This is a genomic window from Vibrio sp. 2132-1 (assembly GCF_033344315.1).
Genome location: NZ_JAWPON010000003.1, coordinates 307177 through 332255, shown reverse-complemented (window position 1 = coordinate 332255; position 25079 = coordinate 307177). Strand labels below are relative to the sequence as shown.

The window sequence follows — 25079 nt, the reverse complement described above, 5'->3', positions numbered from 1 at the left end:
AACAGCTACAAGGAGGTCTTGTGAACAAGGCCATTGAAATTAAGAAACTTGGACAGCTTGAAGTGCTAACGGCTTCCGTCCCTTATACTCAAGACCCGACTCGCTTGTTCCACACACTATGTGAGAACAAAACTGACAGCCTATTGCTGGAATCTGCTGAGATCGATTCAAAGCAAAATTTAAAATCCCTGCTGATCGTAGATTCAGCGGTTCGCATTGTTTGCTTCGGCCATACCGTTAGCATGCACGCCTTGACCAATAACGGTAAAAACCTACTGTCTCACCTAAACCAAAACATCCGTGGTGACGTTGAGAGCAAGTTCGATGGCGAAACGCTAACTTTGGAGTTTAACCAGCCATGCGACACGTTAGATGAAGACTCTCGCCTACGTGAAGCCTCTTCTTTCGATGCGCTGCGTTTGGTTCAGCATAGTTTTGATATTTCGCAGCAAGACAAGCACGCGATTTTCCTTGGTGGTCTGTTTGCCTACGACTTAGTCGCAAACTTCGAGCCGCTTGGTAATGCAAAAGCAACAAATCAGTGTCCAGATTACGTTTTCTACGTAGCGGAAACACTACTTGTTGTCGACCATCAAACGGAATCTTGCCAGCTTCAAGCGACGTTGTTTGTTGATGGTTCAGAGAAAACAACGTTAGAGACTCGTATTGCAGAAATTAGCGTCCAGTGTGCAGCGCCAAAACTGTTGCCGAGTGCAGAGCAAATAACAGATGTAACGGTAGAACCTAGCGTGTCTGATACAGACTTCTGCCAAACCGTTCGCGACTTAAAAGAGTTCGTAGTGAAAGGCGATGTATTCCAAGTTGTACCGTCTCGTAGATTCACTCTACCTTGCCCTTCTCCACTCGCGGCTTACAAAGAACTGAAACAAAGTAACCCAAGCCCTTACATGTTTTACATGCAAGATGAGCTGTTCACTCTGTTTGGCGCATCACCAGAAAGTGCGCTTAAGTACGAAACACACACTAACCAAATTGAAATCTACCCAATAGCAGGCACACGTCGCCGTGGTAAGCGCCCTAACGGCGAGATTGATTTCGACCTAGATAGTCGCATCGAACTTGAACTGCGCACCGACATGAAAGAAAACGCAGAACACATGATGTTGGTTGACTTGGCACGTAACGACGTCGCTCGTATTGCTCAATCTGGTACTCGCCACGTAGCAGACCTTCTAAAAGTCGACCGCTACAGCCACGTAATGCACTTGGTGTCTCGTGTGGTTGGTCAACTGCGTGAAGACCTAGACGCGCTGCACGCATACCAAGCATGTATGAACATGGGTACGCTCACCGGCGCACCTAAGATTCGTGCCATGCAGTTGATTCGCGATGTAGAAGGCGCACGACGCGGTAGCTACGGCGGCGCTGTTGGCTACCTCACTGGTGAAGGCACACTCGACACCTGTATCGTGATCCGCTCAGCGTACGTTGAGAACGGCATTGCTCAAGTTCAAGCTGGTGCTGGCGTGGTGTTCGACTCTGATCCACAAGCGGAAGCAGACGAAACGCGCGGCAAAGCACAAGCGGTAATCTCTGCTATCCAAGCAGCGCATAATTCACAATAAGGAATAGGGTTCAGAGATGGCTAATATCATTTTTATCGACAACTTTGACTCGTTCACCTACAACCTTGTGGATCAATTCCGCTCGCTAGGTCACTCAGTCAAGATTTACCGAAACAACATCCCAGCAGAAACCATTGAACAAGCGGTAAATGAGCTTGAAAACCCAGTGGTTCTGCTATCACCAGGTCCTGGTGCACCTTCAGAGGCAGGCTCAATGCCAGAGCTTATCCAACGTATGAAAGGCAAAGTGCCGATGATCGGCATTTGTCTTGGTCACCAAGCGATTGTTGAAGCGTACGGCGGTACTGTTGCTGGCGCGGGCGAAATCATTCACGGTAAGGTCTCTATGATGGAGCACCAAAACCATGCGATTTACCAAAACCTACCATCACCACTTGCAATTGCACGTTACCACTCGCTGGTTGCGACCAAGGTTCCTGAGAGCCTAACCATCACAGCAGAAGTGGATGACTTGGTAATGTCTGTTGTACATGAAGAAGATAAAGTTTGCGGGTTCCAGTTCCACCCGGAATCTATTATGACGACCTACGGAGCAACACTGTTGGCCAATGCCATTGAATGGGCACTTGAAGAACAAACTTCAACGAACCCACTCACTGCTTAAAAAGCACTTGGCACATAAGAAATTTAGGAGAGGAAATATGGAAGCAATCATCAACCCTATTATTACCAAACTGTACGAGCAAGAATCGCTTACTCAGGAAGAGAGCCAACAGCTATTCGACATCATTATCCGTGGTGAACTAGACCCAATTTTGATGGCATCAGCACTGACTGCACTAAAAATCAAAGGCGAAACGCCGGATGAAATAGCAGGCGCGGCAAAAGCACTACTGGCAAACGCAAACCCATTCCCTCGCCCAGATTACGATTTCGCAGATATCGTAGGTACTGGCGGCGACGGTCACAACACCATCAACATTTCAACCACTGCGGCGTTTGTTGCTGCAGCATGCGGTCTAAAAGTAGCGAAACACGGTAACCGCAGCGTTTCCAGCAAATCTGGTTCTTCTGACCTTCTTGATTCATTTGGTATCAACCTAGCTATGAGCGCAGAAGATACGCGCAAAGCGGTTGACGATATCGGTGTTGCTTTCCTATTTGCACCTCAATACCACGGTGGTGTGCGCCATGCGATGCCAGTGCGTCAAACCATGAAAACACGCACCATCTTTAACATTCTTGGCCCACTGATTAACCCTGCTCGTCCTAACATCGAATTGATGGGCGTTTACAGTGAAGAACTGGTTCGTCCTATCGCAGAAACCATGCTACAAATGGGTATGAAGCGTGCCGCTGTAGTACACGGCAGTGGCTTGGACGAAGTAGCAATTCACGGTGAAACAACCGTTGCCGAAATCAAAGACGGTGAGATCACAGAATACAAATTAACGCCTGCAGACTTCGGTCTAGAAGCGCACCCACTAGAAGCAATCAAAGGTGGCGATCCTGAAGAAAACAAAGCGATCATTACCAATATTCTGACGGGTAAAGGTACAGACGCGCAATTGGGTGCAGTGGCAGTAAACGTTGCTCTGCTAATGCGTCTATTCGGCCACGAAGATTTAAAAGCCAACACGCAACAAGCGATTGAGGCAATGAATTCAGGCAAGGCGTACCAATTGGTACAACAACTTGCCGCACACGCTTAAGGAATTGAAGAAGATGACTGACTTCAACACTCAGCAAACTGACAACCTGTCTGAACACGTTTCTAAGAAAGAAGCAGAAATGGCAGAAGTACTGGCGAAAATTGTCCGCGACAAATATCAGTGGGTAGCAGACCGTAAGGTGTCTCAACCGCTAAGCACATTTCAGTCTGATTTGCTGCCATCGGACCGCAGCTTCTACAATGCTCTGAGTGGCGAAAAGACGGCATTCATCACCGAATGTAAGAAGGCATCTCCTTCTAAAGGTTTGATTCGTGATCACTTCGACTTGGATTACATTGCATCGGTTTACAACAACCATGCTGATGCGATTTCAGTTCTAACAGACGAGAAGTACTTCCAAGGTAACTTTGACTTTCTTCCTCAAGTGCGTGGTCAAGTCAAACAACCGGTTCTGTGCAAAGACTTCATGGTAGATACCTACCAAGTTTACCTAGCACGTCATTACAGTGCTGATGCCGTGCTACTGATGCTTTCTGTCCTAAATGACGAAGAGTACAAAGCGCTAGAAGAAGCAGCACACAGCCTGAACATGGGTATCCTGACCGAAGTCAGCAACGAAGAAGAGCTTCATCGTGCTGTTAAGCTAGGCGCACGCGTTATCGGCATCAATAACCGTAACCTTCGCGACCTAAGTACTGATTTGAATCGTACGAAAGAACTGGCACCGACAATTCGTGAACTGGCTCCTAACGCAACAGTAATCTCAGAATCTGGCATTTATACACATCAACAAGTTCGTGATTTAGCGGAATACGCAGACGGCTTCTTGATTGGTAGTTCACTGATGGCGGAAGACAACCTAGAACTTGCTGTACGTAAAGTGACGTTAGGCGAAAACAAAGTGTGTGGCTTAACGCATCCAGATGACGCAGCAAAAGCGTATCAATCTGGCGCGGTATTTGGTGGCCTGATTTTTGTCGAGAAGTCGAAGCGTGCGGTTGACCTTGAAGGTGCTCGCTTAACCATGAGCGGTGCTCCACTGAACTATGTAGGCGTTTTCCAAAATCACGATATCGATTTTGTTGCTTCTGTCGTCACCTCTTTGGGTTTAAAAGCGGTGCAACTGCACGGTCAAGAAGACCAAGCTTACGTAAACCAACTCAAAGCCGAACTGCCAGCAACGGTAGAAATTTGGAAAGCTTACGGCGTGACTGATGCCAAGCCAGAACTGCTAGCAGACAACATTGATCGCCATTTATTAGATGCGCAAGTTGGCACTCAAACTGGCGGAACTGGTCAAGTGTTCGACTGGTCACTGATCGGCGACCCAAGTCAAATTATGCTAGCGGGCGGACTGTCGCCAGAAAATGCTCAACAAGCAGCGACACTAGGTTGCTTGGGATTAGATTTAAACTCTGGTGTAGAAAGCGCACCAGGCAAAAAAGATTCACAGAAGTTGCTCGCGGCATTCACCGCTATTCGCAGCTACTAAAGCTGGATATCAGCTAAAAAATTTAAAGCTATTCGTAGCGAAAAATACGAGAAGGAATATAACGATGGCAAAACTGAATGCCTACTTTGGCGAATACGGCGGTCAGTACGTTCCGCAAATTCTAGTTCCAGCACTGGAGCAACTAGAGCAAGCGTTTATCGACGCGCAAGAAGATCCAGAATTCCGCAGCGAATTCATGACGCTTCTTCAAGAGTATGCGGGCCGCCCAACGGCTTTAACTCTAACTCGTAACCTAACCAAAGGTACGAAAACCAAACTGTACCTAAAACGTGAAGACCTACTTCACGGTGGTGCCCACAAGACTAACCAAGTGTTGGGTCAAGCGCTACTTGCGAAACGCATGGGCAAAAACGAAATCATCGCTGAAACTGGCGCAGGTCAACACGGTGTTGCAACCGCACTAGCATGTGCACTGCTTGGCCTTAAGTGTCGCGTGTACATGGGTGCAAAAGACGTTGAGCGTCAAAGCCCGAACGTATTCCGTATGAAGCTAATGGGCGCAGAAGTTATTCCTGTCCACTCGGGCTCTGCGACACTTAAAGATGCATGTAACGAAGCGCTACGCGACTGGTCTGCAACTTATGAAGACGCGCACTACCTACTAGGTACAGCGGCAGGCCCTCACCCATTCCCAACGATCGTGCGTGACTTCCAACGCATGATTGGTGAAGAAACGAAGAATCAGATTTTGGCACGTGAAGGTCGTCTTCCTGATGCGGTTATCGCATGTGTGGGCGGTGGTTCAAACGCGATTGGTATGTTTGCTGACTTCATCGAAGAAGAAAGCGTTCGCCTAATTGGTGTTGAGCCAGCAGGTAAAGGTATCGATACTGACCAGCACGGTGCACCACTTAAACATGGTAAAACGGGTATTTTCTTTGGTATGAAAGCGCCATTGATGCAAGATCCAAACGGTCAGGTTGAAGAGTCATACTCTGTCTCTGCTGGTCTTGATTTCCCTTCAGTTGGTCCACAGCACGCACACCTAAACGCAATTGGCCGTGCTGAATACGACAACGTGACAGACGATGAAGCGCTAGAAGCATTCCAAGAGATTGCACGCCATGAAGGCATCATCCCTGCACTTGAATCTTCTCACGCCGTGGCACACGCACTGCGTATGGCACGTGAGAATCCAGAAAAAGAGCAATTGCTGGTTGTTAACCTATCTGGTCGTGGTGATAAAGATATCTTCACTGTACATGCCATCCTAGAAGAAAAAGGAGCGATCTAATGAGCCGTTATGAGAAGATGTTTGCGCGCCTAAACGAAAAGAACCAAGGCGCATTTGTACCGTTCGTAACGGTTTGCGATCCAAACGCAGAGCAGTCTTACAAAATCATGGAAACACTGGTTGAGTCTGGCGCAGATGCCCTTGAACTTGGTATTCCATTCTCAGATCCGCTAGCCGATGGCCCAACCATCCAAGGCGCTAACATTCGCGCGTTAGATTCAGGTGCAACACCAGATATCTGCTTCGAGCAAATCGGTAAGATCCGAGCTAAATACCCAGAGTTGCCTATTGGTCTTCTGATGTACGCGAACCTTGTTTACTCTCGTGGTATCGAGAACTTCTATGAGCGTTGTGCAAAAGCAGGCATCGATTCTGTTTTGATTGCAGACGTACCAACTAATGAAAGTGCTGAATTTGTTGCTGCTGCAGAGAAGTTTGGTATTCACCCAATATTCATCGCACCACCAACGGCAAGTGATGAAACACTGAAGCAAGTATCAGAGTTAGGTGGCGGCTACACTTACCTACTATCTCGTGCTGGCGTTACTGGCGCAGAAACCAAAGCAAACATGCCTGTAGGTCATATGCTGGATAGACTGAACCAATTTGATGCGCCACCAGCACTACTTGGTTTTGGCATCTCAGAGCCTGCACAGGTGAAACAAGCACTAGAATCTGGCGCCGCTGGTGCAATTTCTGGTTCAGCCGTGGTCAAAATCATTGAAGCGAACGTTGATCAGCCACAAATTATGCTCGACAAGCTAGGTGAATTCGTTTCTGCAATGAAAGCCGCCACTCAAAAATAATTTCAGTTTGATATGACACAACAACGCCCGCTTAACATTATGTTTAGTGGGCGTTTTCTTACTATCGCGTTTATGCCACGTCATTTTTTGTTCAACGCCCGCACTTTCCAAATCTATCTCAAGCAGAGCACTCAAAGAGTGTTAAGCTTGGGTAACTTAACTAACTCAATAAAGCAATGTGCAGTAAGGTTGCTACATGGAAGAAGTCAAAACACTGCTAGCCAAATGTCCTGTAATATCAGGGCTGCCAGATAAAGGGCTTAGTGAAGCAGCGCAAATGACTAAGGTTCGCTGCTTCGACGAAAAAGCACTGATTTGCAATAAAGGTGCGCTTCAATCTTCTCTTATGGTCATAGCTCAAGGTGCAGTGAGAGTGAACTCAATTAGTTCAAAAGGCAAAGAAGTCACACTGATGATTTTCGAAGCTGGTGGCTGGTTTGGAGACAATGTTTTTTCTCCCGGTATGCCTCGTATTTTTGGTGCGACCGCGCATTCTGACGTGACTGTAATGGAGCTTCCTGGAGATAAATTTCGCCAGTTACTCGCCAAATACCCTCAAAGTTACCCCACTATACTCGACTTACTTAGCCGCCGTTTATGGTCTGCTATTTCTGTTATCGAAGATGACGCGATTAGAGGAATTGAAGAACGAGTCGCCAAAAGGTTGCTGCTGCTTGCTGAATACCAACTTAATCAAGCGATCGATACTCGACCATGCGTTGTCAGGGTAACAAGAGAACATATCGCTAACATGATGGGGCTAACTCGTCAGAGCGTACACAAGATACTAAAACGATTAGAAAGTATTGGGATGCTAGAGCTAAACTATGGCTCAGTAACCATTACCAATCCGAAACGCTTAGAAGAATACTTTAAAGAACTCGAGCAATAGATCCATTCAACAAACGGTAAGTATTGTCTAACGATAGCTAAAAATCTTATGCATCTAATTGGTCAAGAGCACAACACCATTTGCACTTAGGCAAGTGGCGCTGTGACACAAAAACCATTGAATTGACTAAGCTATATTCAATTCAGATTTCAACTCACGTTTCAAAATCTTTCCTGTCGCACTCATCGGGAGGTGTTCACGAATTTCGACATAACGAGGATATTTAAACGAGGCTAATTGCTCTTTACCCCACTTTTGTAATGAATCGGCGTCAATGTATTCTTTTGGTTTAAGTACAACGTAGGCTTTTATCTCTTCGCCATACTCTTCATTTGGAATCCCTATCACCGCTACCATTGAAACTGCAGGATGAGTCATGAAAACTTCTTCAATTTCTCTGGGATAAACATTAAATCCACCTCGAATGATCAGATCTTTCATTCTATCGACAATAAATAAATTACCTGAACTGTCAAAGCGGCCCACATCACCAGTATGGAACCAACCATTTTGTAGCGCAGATTCAGTAACTTCTGGGCGGTCAAGATATCCCTTCATAACATTATGACCACGCACAACAATCTCACCTTCTTCGCCTATCGGTAGTGCATTACCTTCAATATCGATAACTTTTACTTCGACACCTTGAACCGGTTGACCTACCGAGCCTGGTATGCGCTCCTGATCCAAATGATTAAAACATGCAATAGGACTTGTCTCCGATAACCCGTATCCTTCTAAGATCGGCACATTAAATGTTTCTTCAAAGGTTCGAAAGATTTCGGTTGGCAATGGCGCACCACCGCTTACTGCAACACGCAATGACGAGGTATCAAATTGATGCTGCACGTGAAGCAGACCGATGTACATCGTTGGCACACCAGCAAATATCGTCACCCTATGTTTTTCCACCAGCTCAAGAACATGTTTAGGCTCAAACCTAGGCACTAACACCAATGTTGCCCCGCCCAAAACACTAGCATTTAAGTGGACGGTTTGACCAAATGTATGAAATAAAGGCAAAGTTACTAAGTGAATATCATCGGCCTGGCTGCCCATAATGTTTTGTGCCACCAGAGCGTTCATTATGATGTTCTGCTGAGTCAGCTCAGCGCCTTTTGGTAAGCCTGTCGTCCCTGATGTATACAAAATCACACAAGTATCATCCGCATTACGCGGTATATAATCCGGCAACGGTTGGACATCGGCTATAAACGCATTGAGAGTTATTACACCATTCCAATAGCTTTGATCTTGAGATTGAGTCAGTACGACTATGCCTTCGCATGTATCGACTTGTTCAAAGGCTTTGACGCCCTCTTTTGCCATTGGCAGTTCTTTCGTCCCTTCAAAGCAGAAATAAAACTTCGCTTTTGAATCTTCTAAGTGATACTTAATTTCTCGCGCTTTCAAAAGCACATTTAATGGGACTGCAACCGCGCCAGCTTTTTGTATTGCATAATAAACAAACGCGAAAAAAGGAATGTTTGGGCATGAAATCGCAACGCGGTCACCTGGCTTTACGCCTTTATTGATTAAAGACGCTGCGATCTTGCCGGCGATCGCATTAAACTGCGCATAATTTATCTTTTCAGCGCCACATATCAACGCCGTTTTATCTGGTTTACTCGCAGCATTTCTTTGTAACGCAGCAGCAAGATTCATCATAGTCTCTTCACCTCTTACTTGTCTTTCTCGTCTAATCAGCTCAGGAGCATTAACTAAGCAAGTTATCCTTAACACTGGATCGTCAGCATTTGATTCTCACCAGTCATTACCATTTAACATTATGTTTACAACGCAATCAGGACTAAGAATGTAAAGCAATTAACATTTCAGAAGGCAAATTAATAAAAGTGTGAGCTTGAAAGAGATGAATTGTTATAAATATCACCCCAAGTCACTAAAAACTCTGACTGCAATAGCAAATACAAAAGCGGTTAAAATTAACAAAAAGAAAACAAATAAAGAAAAATAAACTTGAACAATCCCAAGCGTAACCCTTATAAGAAAAATCAATAGCAAACGTTTGCTATTGAACAAAACTTTATCGTTCGTCAATAAAATATCGATTAATCCATCAATAATACCTTGCTGCATATTGCCAATTGTAAACGATAAGTGTAAAAAGCAAGGCGAGATAATTATCCGTAAATCCATTTATGGTTAGTGGGTAATTTTAGGATTTTACATTTTATTAGCACAGAGGTTATGGAAGTGTTAAAAGAAAAGAGTTTGCTAAACAACATTGGCGTACAAGTCGTAATCGCCATGATCGTGGGCACAGCCGTTGGTGCCATGATGGGTCATGATGCGACAGTGTTCGCTCCTTTAGGTGCTATCTTTATCAACTTAATCAAAATGTTGGTTATTCCTTTGGTCGCTGTAGCCTTGATTTCTGGCGCCGCTGGTCTTGGGAACAGCCAGTCAGCAGGTAAAGTTGGTATCGTCACTCTAGGTTATTTTGGTTTAACATCCGCCCTAGCCGTTGCGCTTGCACTATTTATGGGTGAAGTATTCCAACCAGGCATGGGTATCGACGTCTCTGGCGTCGAAGGCATGTTCTCAGCAGAATACGCTTCAAAAGGTGAACTACCTACTTTCTGGGCAACCATCACTGGTATGATCCCAACCAACGTTTTCCAATCACTAAATGAAGCAAACATCCTACAGATCCTCGTTTTCTGTATGTTCTTTGGTATTGCGATTTCTAAGCAAGCAAAAGAGCGTCGTGAACCAATCATCAATGGTGTTAACTGCATCGTTGACGCAATGGTTTGGATGATCAACAAAGTAATGATCATTGCACCTATCGGTGTATTTGGTCTGATGGCAGAAGCCGTCGGTACGTTCGGTTTTGGTGCGCTAATGGTGGTGTTTAAACTGTTCGTTGTTTACGTTGCCGCCATCCTAATCTTCGGTTTCGTTGTTTACCCAGCAATGGTGCATGTTTTCACGAAGACATCTGCGAAGAAATTCCTGTCTTCAATGAAGAAACCGCAAGCAGTTGCGCTTTCAACAGCGTCTTCTATGGCAACACTGCCTGTTACAATGGACACCTGTGAAAAAGAGCTGGGCGTAAAAAATTCAACTGCATCATTTGTTCTGCCTCTAGGCGCAACGATCAACATGTCAGGTAATGCGATTTACTATGGCTTGGTTGCTATCTTCTTTGCTCAACTGTTCAATATCGATCTAGGCATGGGCGCTTACATTGCAATTATCGTAACGTCTACATTGGGTGCGGTTGGTCAAGCGGGTGTTCCTGGCCCTTCTTTCCTAGTGGTTGCCGTGCTTCTTGCCGCTGGCATTCCAATTGAAGGTCTACCGCTGCTATTCGCTCTTGACCGTATTTTCGATATGATTCGTACAGCACTGAACATCACAGGTGATGCTGCATGTGCAGTTATCGTTGATGCGCTAATTGAAGAAGAAACGGCAGAAGCTGAGCTAAAAAAGCAAGAAGCCTAACCCTTTCTTGAATAGACCAAAAACCGCTCATAATGAGCGGTTTTTTTGTCTTTTCTTGCATTACGTAACTATACAAATAGAAACCGATGGCATAAATTTTTCAAAATGATATAAACCATTACAAAATATAACAAAACGTTAGAGCTAGGTTATATCATGAGTCTTGAGCAATCTTTGGACTATCTCACCAAAACAAATTTGCCGATCGAATCAAAGCAGCAGGCCTTGGTTGACTCAGTTATTCTTACCCTAACGAAACAAAAACGAGATGCTCTTTTTCAACAGGTTGCTCTGTATCGAATAAAACTGCTTAAATCTCTCTTTCCTAAACACGCATCAAAAAGTCTTTCTGCACTATTTGAGTTAATGGATTATCGAGATTTAGTGCAACAGTATCCGACAGGTTTCTCCAAAGAGATTCGTTTACTTGAACAACTTGCCGCAGATTGTTACCCGCATTGGATGGTTTTCTGGTGTCAATGCGAGATCGAAGCAATCAAGCAAAAATATCCTTCAAACGAAGCTGCGATTCCTACTCCGCTTCCGTTTGACGACCACAGCTATACTAGCGTGTTAATTGAAGATATCGCAGATTGCGATCTTGAGGTAATGCTGCCAAATCATGCTGCGTTAATGCCGATTTCCGAAGCGATCACACTGAGTAATCTTGAGCTTTTCGTCCAAGCTGAACAGTGGTTTGAAATCTTGCCTCTTTTATCACTCTCGCAAAAAGGGCAGCACTTTGCGCTCTTGCTCAAATCGTCATCTTCACCAATCATGGTCTCCTCCGCTATAGTGCAAGGCTGGCATCAACGAAATAACTGGCTCAGTTACTCACCACAGTTTAGTAACGAACAATGGCAGTTTTGCTTTCCTAATCATGGGTACAGTGTTCTCTATCAACTGGGTATTTTGGAGTGTCGTGCTCTAACTCCTGAGCACACTCTTGTTGGGTTTGATGCTCAGTTTCAATCTCATGTAAAGAACACTGAAGCGGTTTGCGAAGTACTGCGTCTTACGGTGGGAGGCAACATTCAACAAAAGCTGTATTTTTTGTATCTGGCGCAAAAAACTATGATGAGCGAGCTCTATAAAGCAGGCTATAAGCTCGGCTTTACCATTATTGAGCAAGTATTTATGTTAAATTTCTATCAATCTATTGATTTAAGTGCCTACTTTCACTCAGGATACCGCGACATTAACGGTGACGGTACCAAGACATACCGCGGTTTCTGGAATTTAGGTATGATGGTTGAAGCATTTCAAGACATACAATTTCGCGACTACAAACATTGCGTACGAACAAAAAGAATGGATAAAAAGGTGAATGAGCATGCTTGATGTTCATTTGCACGGTCTCTTTTACCCAAAAGCAATGGCATTGTACGCGACTGTACTAATAGTATTCGCTTGGCTACTGTATTACTGCTATCGCCTAAAACAGAAGAGTGAATCAATCTTAGGCTCGCATCACGCGCCTTACATCGCTTATTCCAGCTGTATCATTGTTTGGATAAGCAGCAACGCCTATTTCCATACCGATTTATTGCCAGAATTAGGCTCTGTTGGTGGCATTTTTATGGCTAAGTTAGCGAACTTAGCGTCTTTTTTCGCCTTTGCGTTTGCATTCTATTTTTCTTGCCAGTTAACCGCAGATGTTAAAAAAACAGCGGTCAAAGTCTGGCAAAAAGTCGTCTTTGTCGCACTAGCAACGTATTCACTGTACATCAACTTAGTGCCGAATCTTACTGTCGAAAATGTCACCATTAGTGGTCCAAGCCAGTTCGTCATTGAATTTGGCCCACATACCTCATATTTTTTCATTAGTTTGCTAGCTTTCGTGGTACTAACGCTGCTTAACTTGATTGCCATGCGCGCGAACAGCAGCAAGCTCACGCTAGCAAAAAGCAACTATATGATCGCTGGCATTTTGGTATTCATGTTATCTACGGCAGTGATACACCTTGGAATGACGTATTTCCTTGGCGACTTCTCCCTAACTTGGTTACCACCAGCACTTTCAATCAGCGAAATGTTGTTTGTGGGCTATGCCCTACTTACCTCTCGCTTCTACAGCGCTAAATATCTCACGTACTTAACGGTAAGCGCGCTCTTAGTCTGCGCCATTTTTGTTCTGCCGCTAGGGGCGATATTTATTCCGATCTCTGAAGATAACCAATGGCTTGTTGCGGTACCTTTATGTGCGCTTATCGGTATCACTTGGCACTTGCTTTTTAAGCGAGTCAGTCGTTACGCTTCGTATTTTATTTATGGGAAACGACACACTCCCGTTCAGCAAATCCTTGGGTTAGAGGAAGAGTTTAAACGCTCAATAGATGATGCTATGCGTCAGTTGGCATCGTTACTTAACATACCAAACAACAAGCTACAGCTAGTCACTAGCAATTACACAGAAACGTTTTACGAAGAGTACCTGCCGTCAAGCAAGTCAGTTCTCGTGCTTGATGAGTTGTCTGAAGAAATTGATTATGCCTCCTCTTCTAAAGGGTCGATGAGAAAGCTCTACGAGCGTATGCGCTCAAGCAATACTGCGCTCGTTATGCCTCTCTTCGGTCGTGGAAAGTCTGTTACTCACTTGCTGATTTCTTCACATAAAATAGATAATAAGCTGTTTTCTAATGAAGAAATCTCAGCTCTGCAAACGTTATTAGTTCGCATCCAGAGCACCATTGAAGCCGATAGAAAGGTACGCCAAAGCCGTGCGCTGGCTAACTCCATTGCACATGAAATGCGTAACCCTCTCGCTCAAGTACAATTACAATTTGAAGCTTTAAAACAGCATATAGAGTCAAACGCCTCACTGGATACGCTAAAAAGAGAAATTGATAAAGGTGAAGCCGCTATACAACGCGGTCGACAACTTATCGATATTATTTTACGAGAAGTTAGCGACAGTTCATCAGAGCATGAGCCTTTAGCTCTCACTTCCATACATAAAGCCATCGACCAAGCAGTAAGCCGTTATGGTTTTGAAAACGATCAAATAATAGAGAGAATTAACCTGCCACAGGCACACGATTTTGTCGCGAAGTTAAATGAGACCCTGTTTAACTTTGTCATTTTCAATTTGATTCGTAACGCTATCTACTATTTTGATTCTTATCCCGACAGTCAAATTGAGATTCGTACCCAGACGGGGGCTTACGAAAACATTCTGATCTTCCGAGATAGTGGGCCAGGTATAGATAGCAGTATCTTACACAAGATATTTGATGACTTTTTCTCGTATCAAAAAAGCGGAGGCAGTGGCTTAGGTTTGGGCTATTGCCAACGTGTTATGCGCTCCTTCGGAGGACGAATAGAGTGCCAGTCTGAATTGAACGAGTTCACAGAATTCTACTTGTATTTCCCAGTCGTACCAAACGCACCAAAACCAGAGACATTAAGAGCACCGGACTTTGATAGCTGGAAAGCAACTGCATCACATTTTGAAAATCATTCAGCTCAACACGTACAAGTATCTAAAGATGCACCAACAGTGCTCATTGTTGATGACAAAGAGGTGCAACGCACCTTGGTACAGATGTATTTAAAAAGGCTGGGAGTCAACAGCTTACAAGCAAATAATGGAGCCTCTGCGGTAGAACTATTCCACTCTCACAAGATTGATCTCGTTCTTATGGATGTCCAAATGCCGGTAATGAATGGATTTGACGCAAGCCAACGGATTAAGCAAATCACATCCTCCGTTCCAATCATTGCCTTATCTGGTGAGTCTGGAGCTAGAGAGTTGGAGCTAATTTCGAAACTCATGGATGACAGACTCGAAAAGCCCACCACGTTAAATGCACTTCAAGTCGTCATCCAAAGATGGTTACAGAACGAGAATTTTGCACCTTCCAACACTTTTTAATCTGCAAATATAGAATTGGCACTAGATGTGCATTAGTGGAGTAAATCGAATTATCCAGAAGGTCAAGCAGGCTGCAAAAGAGTAGCGTATGAGCTTGATAAGGAGATCGCCATGTTACTTCATCGACATACATACTACGGCTTGATTCATCATGGAATCAAAACACTGTTACTTGATCGCTTAGGCCACTATACAGAAGAAGAGTATCATCAATATCTGAGCCTGATGACTGGTAAATCCACTTGCTTCACGATGTCTCTCGAAGAGCTAGAAGCAACGGTCGATAACTTACTGCGAGAAGGCTATTTAGAAGATGTAAAAACGCTTATTTCCCAATATCAACGTGTGGCTTAAGGTTTAAAACTCTCAACTTTATTGCCGCTTCACGCGGCAATTTTTATTCCTTCCATTTGCTGTTTAGACATGGAAGAAGCTTGCGGGCTGTACGATATACTAAGCGTTACTATTCTTACCTTAACTTCCTCAGTATTCACATCTTGTCAGATTCCGTTAGACTGTCTTCAATTCAACAATTAGGTAGATTTTGCCATCATGAAGCAGATCCTAGACTTTATACCACTCATCATTTTCTTCGCTTTATACAAGCTGTACGACATCTACGTGGCGACAGGTGCACTGATCGTAGCAACAGCCATTCAACTTGTCGTCACCTACGCGCTGTATAAGAAAGTCGAAAAGATGCAGCTAATAACATTTGTTATCGTCACTATCTTCGGCGGCATGACCCTTTTCTTCCACGACGACAATTTTATAAAGTGGAAAGTCACCATCATTTACGCGATTCTGGCGATTGGCTTAGCAGTGAGCCACGCATTGGGAAAATCAGCTATCAAAGGAATGCTAGGCAAGGAAATTACGTTACCTGACGCTGTTTGGGCAAAGATTAACTGGGCTTGGGTTGGCTTCTTCTCATTCTTCGCTGGCTTAAACATTTATATTGCTTACGAATTGCCGTTGGATGTTTGGGTTAACTTCAAAGTATTTGGAATGTTGATCGCGACATTTGCCTACATGATTGCGACTGGCTTTTACATTTATAAACACATGCCAAAAGAACAAAAAAATAACTCATCCGATGTATCCACTGATGATTAAAAACTCAGTTTTGCTATAATCCGCGACTTCACAGCGACCTTAGGGTCGCTGTTTTGCTCCATGTATCAGTAAACCGCTCAAACAACGTACCGTTTTCAGACCATTCTTGCTGCTGTAAACCAACTTTCTCTGGTCCGGTATCTGCGGTTTTTTAAGGACCTTTGGTTCTAGGTATTTACTATGTTGGCGCTTAGTTTGAGCGCCTTTAAGATTTAGGATGTCACAATGAGTCAAGAAATTAGCTCTCCGAAAGGTCAAATGCTGCTTCGTACCCTTGCAATGCCTGCAGATACAAACGCCAATGGCGATATTTTTGGCGGTTGGATAATGTCTCAGCTCGACTTAGCGGGCGCGATTCTGGCAAAAGAGATCTCTTGTGGTCGCGTTGTCACCGTTTCGGTATCAAGCATTACGTTCAAAAAACCTGTTGGTGTGGGCGATGTCGTATGCTGCTACGGCGAATGCACTAAGATCGGCCGCACATCCATGAGTGTCGATTTGGAAGTATGGGTCAAACCCGTCAAAGCTCACGGTGTTGGCGAACGCTTCATGGTTTGTGATGCGACCTTCAACTACGTAGCCATTGACAGTGAAGGTAAACCACGTCCGGTTCAGAATTAGTCAACCTACAACGCTAACAGTTAGAAAGGATCTCACATTTTCTGTTGTTCACTTGTGAGAGACACAAAAAAGGCGTTAAATTAACACTTTACCCTACCAATTAAGGAACTATGCTATGTGGTATGTCATCTTTTCACAGGACGTTGAGAACTCGTTGGAAAAACGCATGAGCGTTCGCCCACAACACTTGGATCGCTTACAAAAGCTACAAGACGAAGGTCGCCTTCTTACAGCTGGTCCGATGCCTGCGATAGATTCTGACAATCCTGGAGAAGCTGGATTTACGGGCTCAACTGTCATCGCTGAATTCGCCTCTCTAGAGGATGCTAAAGCGTGGGCAGAAGCCGATCCTTATGTAGCGGCTGGTGTTTACGATCATGTAATCGTGAAACCGTTCAAAAAAGTGTTTTAATTTATGAAAAAATTACTGTGTCTTTTCTTGGTATTTGGTGCTCTGGCTGGCTGTTCATCAACCGATGATAATCAGCGCCAACTTGAGCTTATGGCATCAAACCGAGCAGGAGTCTTGTCTGCGGGCCTCCCTTTAGAGTACGGTCCACTGCAAATAATGCGTGTCTCATCCAACAAAAATGTTGTAGAGATGATGATGATTTATAACGATGGCGCACTCGGTGCAAAGCCGTTAAATCAAGTACTGAATACCAGTATCTATACCTACTGCAGCAACCCAGAAGTTCGCAAGCAAATTGATATGGGCTTGATGTATCGTATTAAGGTACGTAATTCTCGCGGTCAGTTGATGGCAGATGAGTTGGTTTCCGCACAGACTTGTACTCAGGTGAAGTAGCTACAGTAATTTTTGTTGCTTTCGGCATGAGACGATGATTCGCTATTATTGGATAATCTGAAAACGAAAGTTAACAATTAAGAATAGAAAAACGGAGACCACAGTCTCCGTTTTTATTTGCTGTAACGATGTGTTACGCCAGCTCAGCACGGAGCTTCTTCGCCGCTGAAACCAGATTTGCCAATGCGGCTTCTGTCTCCTTCCAGTTTCGTGTTTTCAGACCACAATCTGGGTTTACCCACAAACGTTGAGCCGGAATTTTTTCTGCCGCTTTCTTGATTAAACCTTCAATCCATTCTTCCGTAGGAATGTTTGGTGAGTGAATGTCATAAACACCAGGGCCAATTTCGTTCGGGTAATTGAACTCTTCAAATGCTTTCAGCAACTCCATATTCGAGCGAGATGTTTCAATGGTAATGACGTCCGCATCGAGTGCCGCAACCGAATCAATGATTTCATTGAACTCGCTGTAACACATATGAGTGTGAATCTGAGTTTCTGGTTTTGCACTTGCCGCAGAGACCTTAAACGCATTTACGGCCCATTCTAAGTACGCTTTGTGATCGCGTTTTTTTAGTGGTAAACCTTCTCGAATGGCTGGCTCATCAATTTGAATGATATTGATGCCTGCATCTTGCAGGTCAGACACCTCATCACGCAGTGCCAAAGCAAGTTGCTGCGCAATTTCTTGACGTGTGATGTCTTCACGTGGGAACGTCCAACATAAAATCGTTACTGGTCCAGTCAACATGCCTTTCATCTGTTTGCGGGTTAGCGACTGGGCGTACGTCGACCATTCAACCGTGATCGGTTTTTCACGTTCAATGTCAGCAACTACAATGGCAGGTTTCACACAGCGAGAGCCATAACTCTGTACCCAACCAAATTTGGTCGTTTGAAAACCCGCCAAGTTCTCAGCGAAGTATTCCACCATGTCGTTACGCTCTGCTTCACCGTGAACAAGCACATCTAGGTCGAGCGCCTCTTGACGTTTCACTGCGTCAGCAATATGTCCTTTAAGTGCTTGGATATATTCAGACTCAGATAATTGACCTGTACGATAAGCGCTGCGCTGCACCCGGATTTCACCCGTTTGAGGAAAAGAGCCGATTGTCGTTGTTGGCAACAAAGGCAAGCCCAATACTTCAGCTTGATGCGCAGCACGCTCTGCATAAGGTGCGCTGCGCTCGGCAAGTGACGCGGTAATGTTGTTTAAACGCGCTTGTACTTGAGGTTTATTCACATGTGTTGCTGTCTTGCGCGCTTTGATTGGCTGGCTATAGGTATCACAAGCGCGAATCGCATTTTGATCACCATCGAGCGCTCGGCCAAGCAAGGCGACTTCTGCCACTTTTTGTTTTGCAAAGGCAAACCAACTTTTTACTTCTTCGCTCAGTTCTGTTTCCAGTGCTAAATCAACAGGGCTATGTAGCAGAGAACATGAACTGGCAACCCAAAGTTTGTCGCCCAGTTTCTCTTTGACTGGCTGTAGACGCTCGAGTTGGGTACTTAAATCTGAACGCCACACATTACGACCATTCACAACACCAGCAGAAAGCACCCAATCTTCCGGTAACTTGGTAACTACATCGTCAAGCTGCTTAGGGACGGTAGATAAATCGATATGCAAACCATCCACCGGTAACTCTACAATTTTGTCTAGCGTATCGCTTACGGAGTCAAAGTACGTCGTTAGCAGCACTTTTACATCGCTTCGAATCACTTGGTAGGCCAGCTTAAACGAATCAGCCCATTTGCTTTCTAGCTCCAGTGACAAAATTGGCTCATCAATCTGAACCCACTCAACACCTTGACTTGCTAGCTTTGCCAAAATAGCTTGGTAAGCAGTAAGTAAGCGTGGTAGCAGGGTTAAGCGGTCAAACCCTTCTTCGACCTCTTTGCCCAAGTAAAGGTAACTGACTGGGCCAAGCAAAACAGGCTTCACTTGGTGGCCAGCTTGAAGCGCTTCATTGACTTCTTCAAACAGTTGGGGCCAGCTCACTTCAAACGTATCGTCCTTACTGAATTCAGGGACGATGTAATGGTAGTTTGTGTTGAACCATTTGGTCATATCCGATGCCGCAGCGCCCGCACAGCTGCAACCCGCCTGAGATTGACCGCGACCCACTTTAAACAACGTATCCAGGTTAGGGAAACCACCAGCGTGACGCTTTGGCACATGACCCAATAGCAACGTGGTCGTCAGTACATGATCGTACCAAGCGAAGTCGCCAGCTGTGGCAAAACTCAGACCAGCATCCGTTTGTGTTTGCCAGTTTTTGGCGCGTAGATCTGCCCCAACCTTTTTAAGCTCAGCTTGATCAATTTCTCCTCGCCAGTATTTCTCCTGAGCGAATTTTAATTCTCTTTTTTCACCAATGCGTGGATAACCTAGTATGTGAGTCGTTGTCGCCATGTCCCTATTCCTTTCTCAATTTTGTTCAATTTGTTTGGATCAGAGCATCTTTCGGTAAAGAATGAGATGTCTGGATGGCTAAACTATCGCTCTCATCTGATATTAGAACAACGTCCATTTATTCAACTTGTTTATTAAAAAAATTCATCATGAAGCGACATGATTCGCAGATAAAAACAACAAATAGACGTCTAGACGTTTACATATCCATTTTTTGTCGTTAAGTTATTTACACGATTGCTATTCTGTTCATAGCGAGCAACAAAGGATGAAAGGAATTCATGATAGAGCTAAAACATTTGCGGACACTCACTTCGCTTCGAGACACTGGCTCTCTAACGGCGACAGCGACCGCTTTGCATCTCACTCAGTCGGCACTGTCTCATCAGATCAAAGATTTGGAGGCGCGAATTGGAGGGCAACTGTTCCTGAGAAAGACTCGTCCGGTGAAGTTCACTTCAGAGGGAGAAATCCTATTGCGTCTTGCAGAAGATATCCTTCCGAAACTCGCAAGAGCAGAAAATGATTTAGCGAGCTTGAAAGAAGACGTCAATGGCCGATTACATATGGCCATTGAATGTCACTCTTGCTTCCAATGGCTAATGCCTGCACTTAGGGAGTACCAACTTGCTTGGCCTAGCGTAACATTGGACTTTTCCTCTGGTTTTGGCTTTGAACCACTCCCAGCTTTATTGGCAGGCGAACTCGATCTTGTTATTACTTCCGATATCCAACCTCGATCTGAAGTCCACTACGAGCCTCTATTCGACTTTGAAATGCGTTTAATTACCGCAACCAACCACCCATTGGCGGAAAAAGAAATTATTGATCCGCAAGATCTCGCAGATCAAACCATGCTCTCTTATCCTGTTCAAAAACAGAGGCTAGACGTCGTAAAACACTTTCTTCAGCCAGCAGGAATAGAACCTGCGAAATGGAAGCAAGCCGACAATACTCTCATGTTAGTTCAGATGGTCTCTGCTGGATTAGGGGTGGCGGCACTACCCAATTGGGCGATTTCTGAATTTTCTCGCCAAGGTCTTATTACCAGTAAACCTTTCGGCCAAGGCTTATGGCGTCGCTTGTTTGCAGCAACGCGTCACTCAGAGAGAGAGAAGCGTTACTTACAAGCTTTTTTCGCAACCGCGAGGCTACAATGTAAAAGCCACCTTGACGGAATCAAGGTGGCTTAAAATATTTGGGTTATGAAAGGCTTAGCGTTGATATGCTTTAAATTGGTTAGTCAATGGATCGTACTGATAACCGAGCATATCAAGCTTGCCGACTACAGACTCTACATCCATCTCATACACTGATACTAACTCGTCAAAACTGTCGCACTCTAAACGTAGCTTTTCGTTGACGATACCTAGCAAAATAGTGCTGTCCAGATTACCTACATTGCTTAAATCCATCGCGACTCTCCTCTTCGACAAGGTATATAAACAAGCGTAGTAGTAATCACGCGAATTTAAAGTGAGTGAGATCTAAAACGTGATCACCTTATACCCAAGCACCAAGAAAGCACTTGGATATAAGCCGTCTAACTTTGTCTTTAGAGTAGAGGTCAAGCCGCGAGAGAGAATAAACCTTGCAGGCTCGTCATCGACGCGAGTGCTAGCAACAAAGCTACGCTCAGTTGCACCTTTTCTGGTTTCTTATGCGTAAAAATATGCCAACACCACACGATAATTGAAGAAATTAGCATAGCTAAAGACAGCAAGATTGGCTGTGTTGCAGCGTTCAGTGCAGCTTCATTTAACTGGTAAGAAGCAAACAACGTTGCGATGACTAATAGCATTCCAGACACAATGCCAGTAACTGGTAAAATGCGGTGAAATGCCTGTAATCTGCTGCGAGCTATCGTAAGTAGCAATTGAGAAAATGACGCCCCAAGGAAAAATATCATTAGCGCCATCGCTATCGATGCTGGCCAGCTTGATTGCTCAAATACCTGAATACTTACATACGCAAAGGCCAAACCATTCGCTAAATGCATCGCCCATAGTGGCCCTTTTTCACGCGTTTTCTTGGTTTGAACCTGAGAATAGAAGTAGAAAATAGCAAACACGATCATAAATGCTTCAATGCGAAGTGACGCAACAGCGAGCCACAATACAGCTACTGCTGGCAACATTTTATGAAGACGTCCTCGCTGACCAGGACAAATATCGCCCTTGATTAGAAGCAAAGTCAGTAGCGCTTGTGCGCCAAATAGCATCGGAGGGAAAGTAACCAGCAATTGTTGAATCATGTTGAATGCACGCTCAAAAGTCATTTTGGGGGGCGATAATATCAAATCAACTATCGCCAAACCACCGAAAGTCGGCCCCCAAATGAGCTAAAACGGTAAGACAATTTTATTCACAGAGAAGCAAGATACTTCAACGCGTCTTCCTGCGTTAAAACTCCACGGTACTCTTCTTTGGTATTACACAGTACCCAAGGGAAACGAATCCCGATTTTAACCAACTCTCGAATAACAGAGACAGGTAAATCCTCATCAACCAACACAAATTCGGTGCTCATTATCTGATTAACAGGACGTTTCCAAATTCGGCTTTCTCGTTCAGTTTCTCGCTCTGTTCCCATCGAAGGCGTTAGGTGTAAATTCACTGTCTCTTTCGTAATTAACCCAACACAACGATTTTCATTGAGAACAACTAAAGGCAAGCTTGGATTCAAATTCATGTACTCCACTGCCAAGGAGAGCGGTTCTCCAGGGTCCATAGACCTGACTTGTTCATGGCTCACAGATTGCAACACATCACTTTGCTTAGACTCAATCGCGATGTCAGAGAACAGATGCTCATAACTGTCCGCTTTATCCATCAAATCGACAGGCACGGCAGCAGAAAATAGAAAGCCCTGCATGTAATCGACACCGATTTCTGCCAATACTTGAAGTTCTTGCTTAGATTCCACGCCTTCAGCAACCACTTTTACATTCATTTGCTGTGCAAGCTCGGTGACCATTTTCACAATGTTATAGCTGGTGCTCCCTTTATGAATGTTCTTAACGAATTTTCGGTCTATTTTCAGTAAATCAAACTGCCCTTTTTCTAGATAAGAAAAAGAAGAATACCCAGTACCGAAGTCATCAATCGCGATCTCAATGCCCTCTTTCCGCACTTCCTCTAGAGCTCGAGTATGCTCCTCATCTTGTTCAAAATACGCGGTTTCTGTTAGCTCGATAGTTACTCGCTTAGGGTCTACACCACTGGCTTTAATCAAATCATGCGACCGCTGAAGGATCTGAAGAGAATCCAATTTCGTATTGAGGGAGCGATTGATGGTCACGCCCACTTCCTCGCCATAAATTTCTTGTAAGCGCGGAAAGTGCTTCAACGCAGCTTGGCAGACCACATCATCAAGTGCCGCTATGAGTTCTAGATCTTCAATAATAGCGATCATCTTTTGCGTACAATACGCATCATTTTCATCATAGAAGCGTGCGAGAGCCTCGAACTTAACCACGCTTCCGGTTTGAACGTCGATAATCGGTTGAAAGTAAACGTCCACTAGCCCACTCTCTATTTGCGCCTCCAAAAACGCCTCGAGATGTTGGCGCTTCACTAATTCAGAGTGAAGTTCACTGTCGTAAAAGTTGAAATAGCTGCCTTCACCGGAAATAGAGGACAACATTGCTTGCGCTGCATGTGCTAGCGCTTGTCTTGGTCGGTTCGTATCATAGCCAAGGATTGACACACCAGTTTGGCCTTTAACGATAGTGGCATGCATTTTTGTGCCCATTTCATTTCTAAGCTCATTAAAGAACCCTTTCATGGCAATTTGGATCAAACGAACCGGGCTCAACCATTGACAATGAGGGGTCTGCAAGCATACGACAAACACATCCCGAGATAACTGCCCCGCAATACTGGTGTAGCGACTTCGCATAATAAAATCTGCAAAACCTAATTGCTGTTCAAGCAAGTATCTCTCCGAAAACTTGGGTCTTAGTGTCATAACAATGTTGAGTTCTTTATTTCTGCTTTCATTCGCTAAGGTAGCTAATTGGAGTTCAAATTCTTTCCTCGTCGGTAAAAAGGCAGCCCAATCATGCTGTTGTTCACAACGATTTTTCATCCACAACAACGAAGCAGAAATATCCGTAGAAAATCCGAGATAAAGAATTCGTCCAGAGTGAAACGTAAGTCGGTAAATACAAAGATGATGAGCTTGGTTGCTACCGTTTGCTGTTTTGCTCAGCAAGTTACCACACCAACATCCTTCATCATTAATTTGCTGCCACAGCTGATCATAAAACGCTTGGCTATGGTGAGAGGTACTGAATATATGAGTTTTAAGCCCAACCAGATCTCGGTTTTGATAGCCCATTTGTAACTCAAAGGCACGGTTACAACCTAAAATGCGCGTATCTTCATCGGCAACTAAAACGCCTACATTTGGCAAATCAAAAATCGTTTCGAGAATTTTCGCTAACTCCTCGCAACCAGTGATTGTTAATTGTGGAATGATAGTGCCTTGGATAATGCGCTTATTGAGCCTTTCAAAACTAATAGTAACGTGCACTAAGTTAACGTTTTTTAGCATCATGCAACAAGAAAACCGCCCCCGTCCGCCAAAGAGTTCCACTTCTAGAATTCGTTGTTTTAGCGTTTCTTGTTGCCCCATCAGCATATGATCAAACAAGTTATTTAGGCTGGTTACTGGCGTACTTATCCCAAATGCCTTTGCCATTCCTTGCTGATCACATTCGAACTCGCGAGTATCAATATCGTAAGACCACTCTATAACAGGAGTTAGACTGGAAGTCGTTTGCATTTTTGGATGCACTGTTGTCGTAGATTCACTCATACCCTAGCCCCTTTTTTTGTAATTAGCCCAAGGCTCAAAATTCACAGTCAATTCGCGACATTCCAGTTGGGACCTGCCGATCCTCTTTATAGATGGATTGTGTCAACGATAAGCCTATCGACTTAGAACTATTTCCAGAGCAGCTCAGCCTTTTGTATTTAATATGCACCAATTTGATTATAGGCTTTACCCCATATAAGCACACCATTGCTTATGCTTTGTATTAAGATTGCGACATTTTTCATGAACCGATCTATAACCATGAGGCTTTCAAGGTGAAATTAGAC

At 44.4% G+C, this 25079-nt stretch carries 21 protein-coding genes; 16 read left to right on the top strand and 5 right to left on the bottom strand.

Annotation, left to right across the window (positions count from 1 at the left end):
- Positions 1-20 precede the first annotated feature (20 nt).
- From R8N47_RS04935 to R8N47_RS04905, 7 genes are all read left to right on the top strand, one after another.
- The gene (locus R8N47_RS04935) at positions 21-1586 is read left to right on the top strand and encodes an anthranilate synthase component 1 (protein ID WP_064354137.1); all 1566 of its coding nucleotides are present in this window, start codon (positions 21-23) and stop codon (positions 1584-1586) included.
- Between the two features lie 16 nt (positions 1587-1602).
- On the top strand, positions 1603-2211 hold the full coding sequence (locus R8N47_RS04930; RefSeq protein WP_053807588.1) for an aminodeoxychorismate/anthranilate synthase component II: 609 nt from the start codon (positions 1603-1605) through the stop codon (positions 2209-2211).
- Between the two features lie 37 nt (positions 2212-2248).
- Positions 2249-3259 carry an anthranilate phosphoribosyltransferase gene (gene trpD, locus R8N47_RS04925; protein ID WP_064354138.1) on the top strand — a complete coding sequence of 337 codons (1011 nt, stop codon included), beginning with the start codon at positions 2249-2251 and terminating at the stop codon, positions 3257-3259.
- 13 nt (positions 3260-3272) lie between these two features.
- Positions 3273-4712 (top strand): bifunctional indole-3-glycerol-phosphate synthase TrpC/phosphoribosylanthranilate isomerase TrpF, encoded by a 1440-nt coding sequence (gene trpCF / locus R8N47_RS04920; RefSeq protein WP_064354139.1) that lies wholly within the window; start codon positions 3273-3275, stop codon positions 4710-4712.
- 64 nt (positions 4713-4776) lie between these two features.
- The gene (gene trpB, locus R8N47_RS04915; RefSeq protein WP_005376781.1) at positions 4777-5967 is read left to right on the top strand and encodes a tryptophan synthase subunit beta; all 1191 of its coding nucleotides are present in this window, start codon (positions 4777-4779) and stop codon (positions 5965-5967) included.
- On the top strand, positions 5967-6773 hold the full coding sequence (gene trpA / locus R8N47_RS04910) for a tryptophan synthase subunit alpha (RefSeq protein WP_047009991.1): 807 nt from the start codon (positions 5967-5969) through the stop codon (positions 6771-6773). Before trpB ends, trpA begins: the two co-directional genes overlap by 1 nt.
- Positions 6774-6969: 196 nt before the next feature.
- The gene (locus R8N47_RS04905; RefSeq protein ID WP_064354140.1) at positions 6970-7665 is read left to right on the top strand and encodes a Crp/Fnr family transcriptional regulator; all 696 of its coding nucleotides are present in this window, start codon (positions 6970-6972) and stop codon (positions 7663-7665) included.
- 126 nt (positions 7666-7791) lie between these two features.
- Here R8N47_RS04905 and R8N47_RS04900 read toward each other — a convergent pair whose 3' ends face one another.
- The gene (locus tag R8N47_RS04900) at positions 7792-9333 is read right to left on the bottom strand and encodes a long-chain-fatty-acid--CoA ligase (protein ID WP_064354141.1); all 1542 of its coding nucleotides are present in this window, start codon (positions 9331-9333) and stop codon (positions 7792-7794) included.
- Positions 9334-9876: 543 nt separating this feature from the next.
- Here R8N47_RS04900 and R8N47_RS04895 point away from each other — a divergent pair.
- From R8N47_RS04895 to R8N47_RS04860, 8 genes are all read left to right on the top strand, one after another.
- Positions 9877-11136 carry a dicarboxylate/amino acid:cation symporter gene (locus tag R8N47_RS04895; protein WP_005376774.1) on the top strand — a complete coding sequence of 420 codons (1260 nt, stop codon included), beginning with the start codon at positions 9877-9879 and terminating at the stop codon, positions 11134-11136.
- 156 nt (positions 11137-11292) lie between these two features.
- The gene (locus tag R8N47_RS04890; RefSeq protein ID WP_033905683.1) at positions 11293-12477 is read left to right on the top strand and encodes an acyl-homoserine-lactone synthase; all 1185 of its coding nucleotides are present in this window, start codon (positions 11293-11295) and stop codon (positions 12475-12477) included.
- Complete coding sequence (locus tag R8N47_RS04885; protein ID WP_064354142.1) at positions 12470-15010, top strand: hybrid sensor histidine kinase/response regulator; 2541 nt, start codon at positions 12470-12472, stop codon at positions 15008-15010. The genes R8N47_RS04890 and R8N47_RS04885 overlap by 8 nt, the downstream gene beginning before the upstream one ends.
- Before the next feature lie 111 nt (positions 15011-15121).
- Complete coding sequence (locus R8N47_RS04880) at positions 15122-15364, top strand: hypothetical protein (RefSeq protein ID WP_005376770.1); 243 nt, start codon at positions 15122-15124, stop codon at positions 15362-15364.
- Between the two features lie 198 nt (positions 15365-15562).
- Positions 15563-16126 carry a septation protein A gene (locus R8N47_RS04875; protein WP_033905687.1) on the top strand — a complete coding sequence of 188 codons (564 nt, stop codon included), beginning with the start codon at positions 15563-15565 and terminating at the stop codon, positions 16124-16126.
- A gap of 225 nt (positions 16127-16351) precedes the next feature.
- Complete coding sequence (gene yciA, locus R8N47_RS04870; RefSeq protein ID WP_005376768.1) at positions 16352-16747, top strand: acyl-CoA thioester hydrolase YciA; 396 nt, start codon at positions 16352-16354, stop codon at positions 16745-16747.
- A 115-nt stretch (positions 16748-16862) separates the two neighbouring features.
- Positions 16863-17159 carry a YciI family protein gene (locus R8N47_RS04865; RefSeq protein WP_005386727.1) on the top strand — a complete coding sequence of 99 codons (297 nt, stop codon included), beginning with the start codon at positions 16863-16865 and terminating at the stop codon, positions 17157-17159.
- A gap of 3 nt (positions 17160-17162) precedes the next feature.
- On the top strand, positions 17163-17555 hold the full coding sequence (locus R8N47_RS04860) for a GspS/AspS pilotin family protein (RefSeq protein ID WP_005386726.1): 393 nt from the start codon (positions 17163-17165) through the stop codon (positions 17553-17555).
- Between the two features lie 133 nt (positions 17556-17688).
- On the opposite strand, the gene metE is transcribed toward R8N47_RS04860, so the two are convergent.
- Positions 17689-19971 (bottom strand): 5-methyltetrahydropteroyltriglutamate--homocysteine S-methyltransferase, encoded by a 2283-nt coding sequence (metE, locus tag R8N47_RS04855; protein WP_064354143.1) that lies wholly within the window; start codon positions 19969-19971, stop codon positions 17689-17691.
- Positions 19972-20252: 281 nt separating this feature from the next.
- On the opposite strand from metE, the gene metR reads away from it, so the two are divergent.
- Positions 20253-21164, top strand: a complete 912-nt coding sequence (gene metR / locus R8N47_RS04850; RefSeq protein ID WP_054730490.1) for an HTH-type transcriptional regulator MetR — start codon at positions 20253-20255, stop codon at positions 21162-21164.
- 21 nt (positions 21165-21185) lie between these two features.
- Here metR and R8N47_RS04845 read toward each other — a convergent pair whose 3' ends face one another.
- From R8N47_RS04845 to R8N47_RS04835, 3 genes are all read right to left on the bottom strand, one after another.
- On the bottom strand, positions 21186-21386 hold the full coding sequence (locus R8N47_RS04845; protein WP_005376762.1) for a DUF4250 domain-containing protein: 201 nt from the start codon (positions 21384-21386) through the stop codon (positions 21186-21188).
- Between the two features lie 152 nt (positions 21387-21538).
- Positions 21539-22249: a hypothetical protein gene (locus tag R8N47_RS04840; protein ID WP_064354144.1), complete on the bottom strand. Its 711-nt coding sequence runs from the start codon at positions 22247-22249 to the stop codon at positions 21539-21541.
- An 86-nt stretch (positions 22250-22335) separates the two neighbouring features.
- A complete protein-coding gene (locus tag R8N47_RS04835) occupies positions 22336-24792 on the bottom strand; it encodes an EAL domain-containing protein (protein ID WP_064354145.1) in 2457 nt (818 codons plus the stop codon).
- Between the last annotated feature and the right edge of the window lie 287 nt (positions 24793-25079).

Bases quoted from the DNA above. Each gene is read 5' to 3' on its own strand.
- R8N47_RS04860 (WP_005386726.1), top strand. From the start codon at position 17,163: ATGAAAAAATTACTGTGTCTTTTCTTGGTATTTGGTGCTCTGGCTGGC.
- R8N47_RS04895 (WP_005376774.1), top strand. From the start codon at position 9,877: ATGGAAGTGTTAAAAGAAAAGAGTTTGCTAAACAACATTGGCGTACAA.
- R8N47_RS04885 (WP_064354142.1), top strand. From the start codon at position 12,470: ATGCTTGATGTTCATTTGCACGGTCTCTTTTACCCAAAAGCAATGGCA.
- trpB (WP_005376781.1), top strand. From the start codon at position 4,777: ATGGCAAAACTGAATGCCTACTTTGGCGAATACGGCGGTCAGTACGTT.
- R8N47_RS04900 (WP_064354141.1), bottom strand. From the start codon at position 9,333: ATGATGAATCTTGCTGCTGCGTTACAAAGAAATGCTGCGAGTAAACCA.
- R8N47_RS04890 (WP_033905683.1), top strand. From the start codon at position 11,293: ATGAGTCTTGAGCAATCTTTGGACTATCTCACCAAAACAAATTTGCCG.
- R8N47_RS04905 (WP_064354140.1), top strand. From the start codon at position 6,970: ATGGAAGAAGTCAAAACACTGCTAGCCAAATGTCCTGTAATATCAGGG.
- R8N47_RS04880 (WP_005376770.1), top strand. From the start codon at position 15,122: ATGTTACTTCATCGACATACATACTACGGCTTGATTCATCATGGAATC.
- trpD (WP_064354138.1), top strand. From the start codon at position 2,249: ATGGAAGCAATCATCAACCCTATTATTACCAAACTGTACGAGCAAGAA.
- R8N47_RS04840 (WP_064354144.1), bottom strand. From the start codon at position 22,249: ATGACTTTTGAGCGTGCATTCAACATGATTCAACAATTGCTGGTTACT.
- R8N47_RS04845 (WP_005376762.1), bottom strand. From the start codon at position 21,386: ATGGATTTAAGCAATGTAGGTAATCTGGACAGCACTATTTTGCTAGGT.
- trpCF (WP_064354139.1), top strand. From the start codon at position 3,273: ATGACTGACTTCAACACTCAGCAAACTGACAACCTGTCTGAACACGTT.
- R8N47_RS04930 (WP_053807588.1), top strand. From the start codon at position 1,603: ATGGCTAATATCATTTTTATCGACAACTTTGACTCGTTCACCTACAAC.
- R8N47_RS04865 (WP_005386727.1), top strand. From the start codon at position 16,863: ATGTGGTATGTCATCTTTTCACAGGACGTTGAGAACTCGTTGGAAAAA.
- yciA (WP_005376768.1), top strand. From the start codon at position 16,352: ATGAGTCAAGAAATTAGCTCTCCGAAAGGTCAAATGCTGCTTCGTACC.
- metE (WP_064354143.1), bottom strand. From the start codon at position 19,971: ATGGCGACAACGACTCACATACTAGGTTATCCACGCATTGGTGAAAAA.
- R8N47_RS04875 (WP_033905687.1), top strand. From the start codon at position 15,563: ATGAAGCAGATCCTAGACTTTATACCACTCATCATTTTCTTCGCTTTA.
- R8N47_RS04835 (WP_064354145.1), bottom strand. From the start codon at position 24,792: ATGAGTGAATCTACGACAACAGTGCATCCAAAAATGCAAACGACTTCC.
- metR (WP_054730490.1), top strand. From the start codon at position 20,253: ATGATAGAGCTAAAACATTTGCGGACACTCACTTCGCTTCGAGACACT.
- trpA (WP_047009991.1), top strand. From the start codon at position 5,967: ATGAGCCGTTATGAGAAGATGTTTGCGCGCCTAAACGAAAAGAACCAA.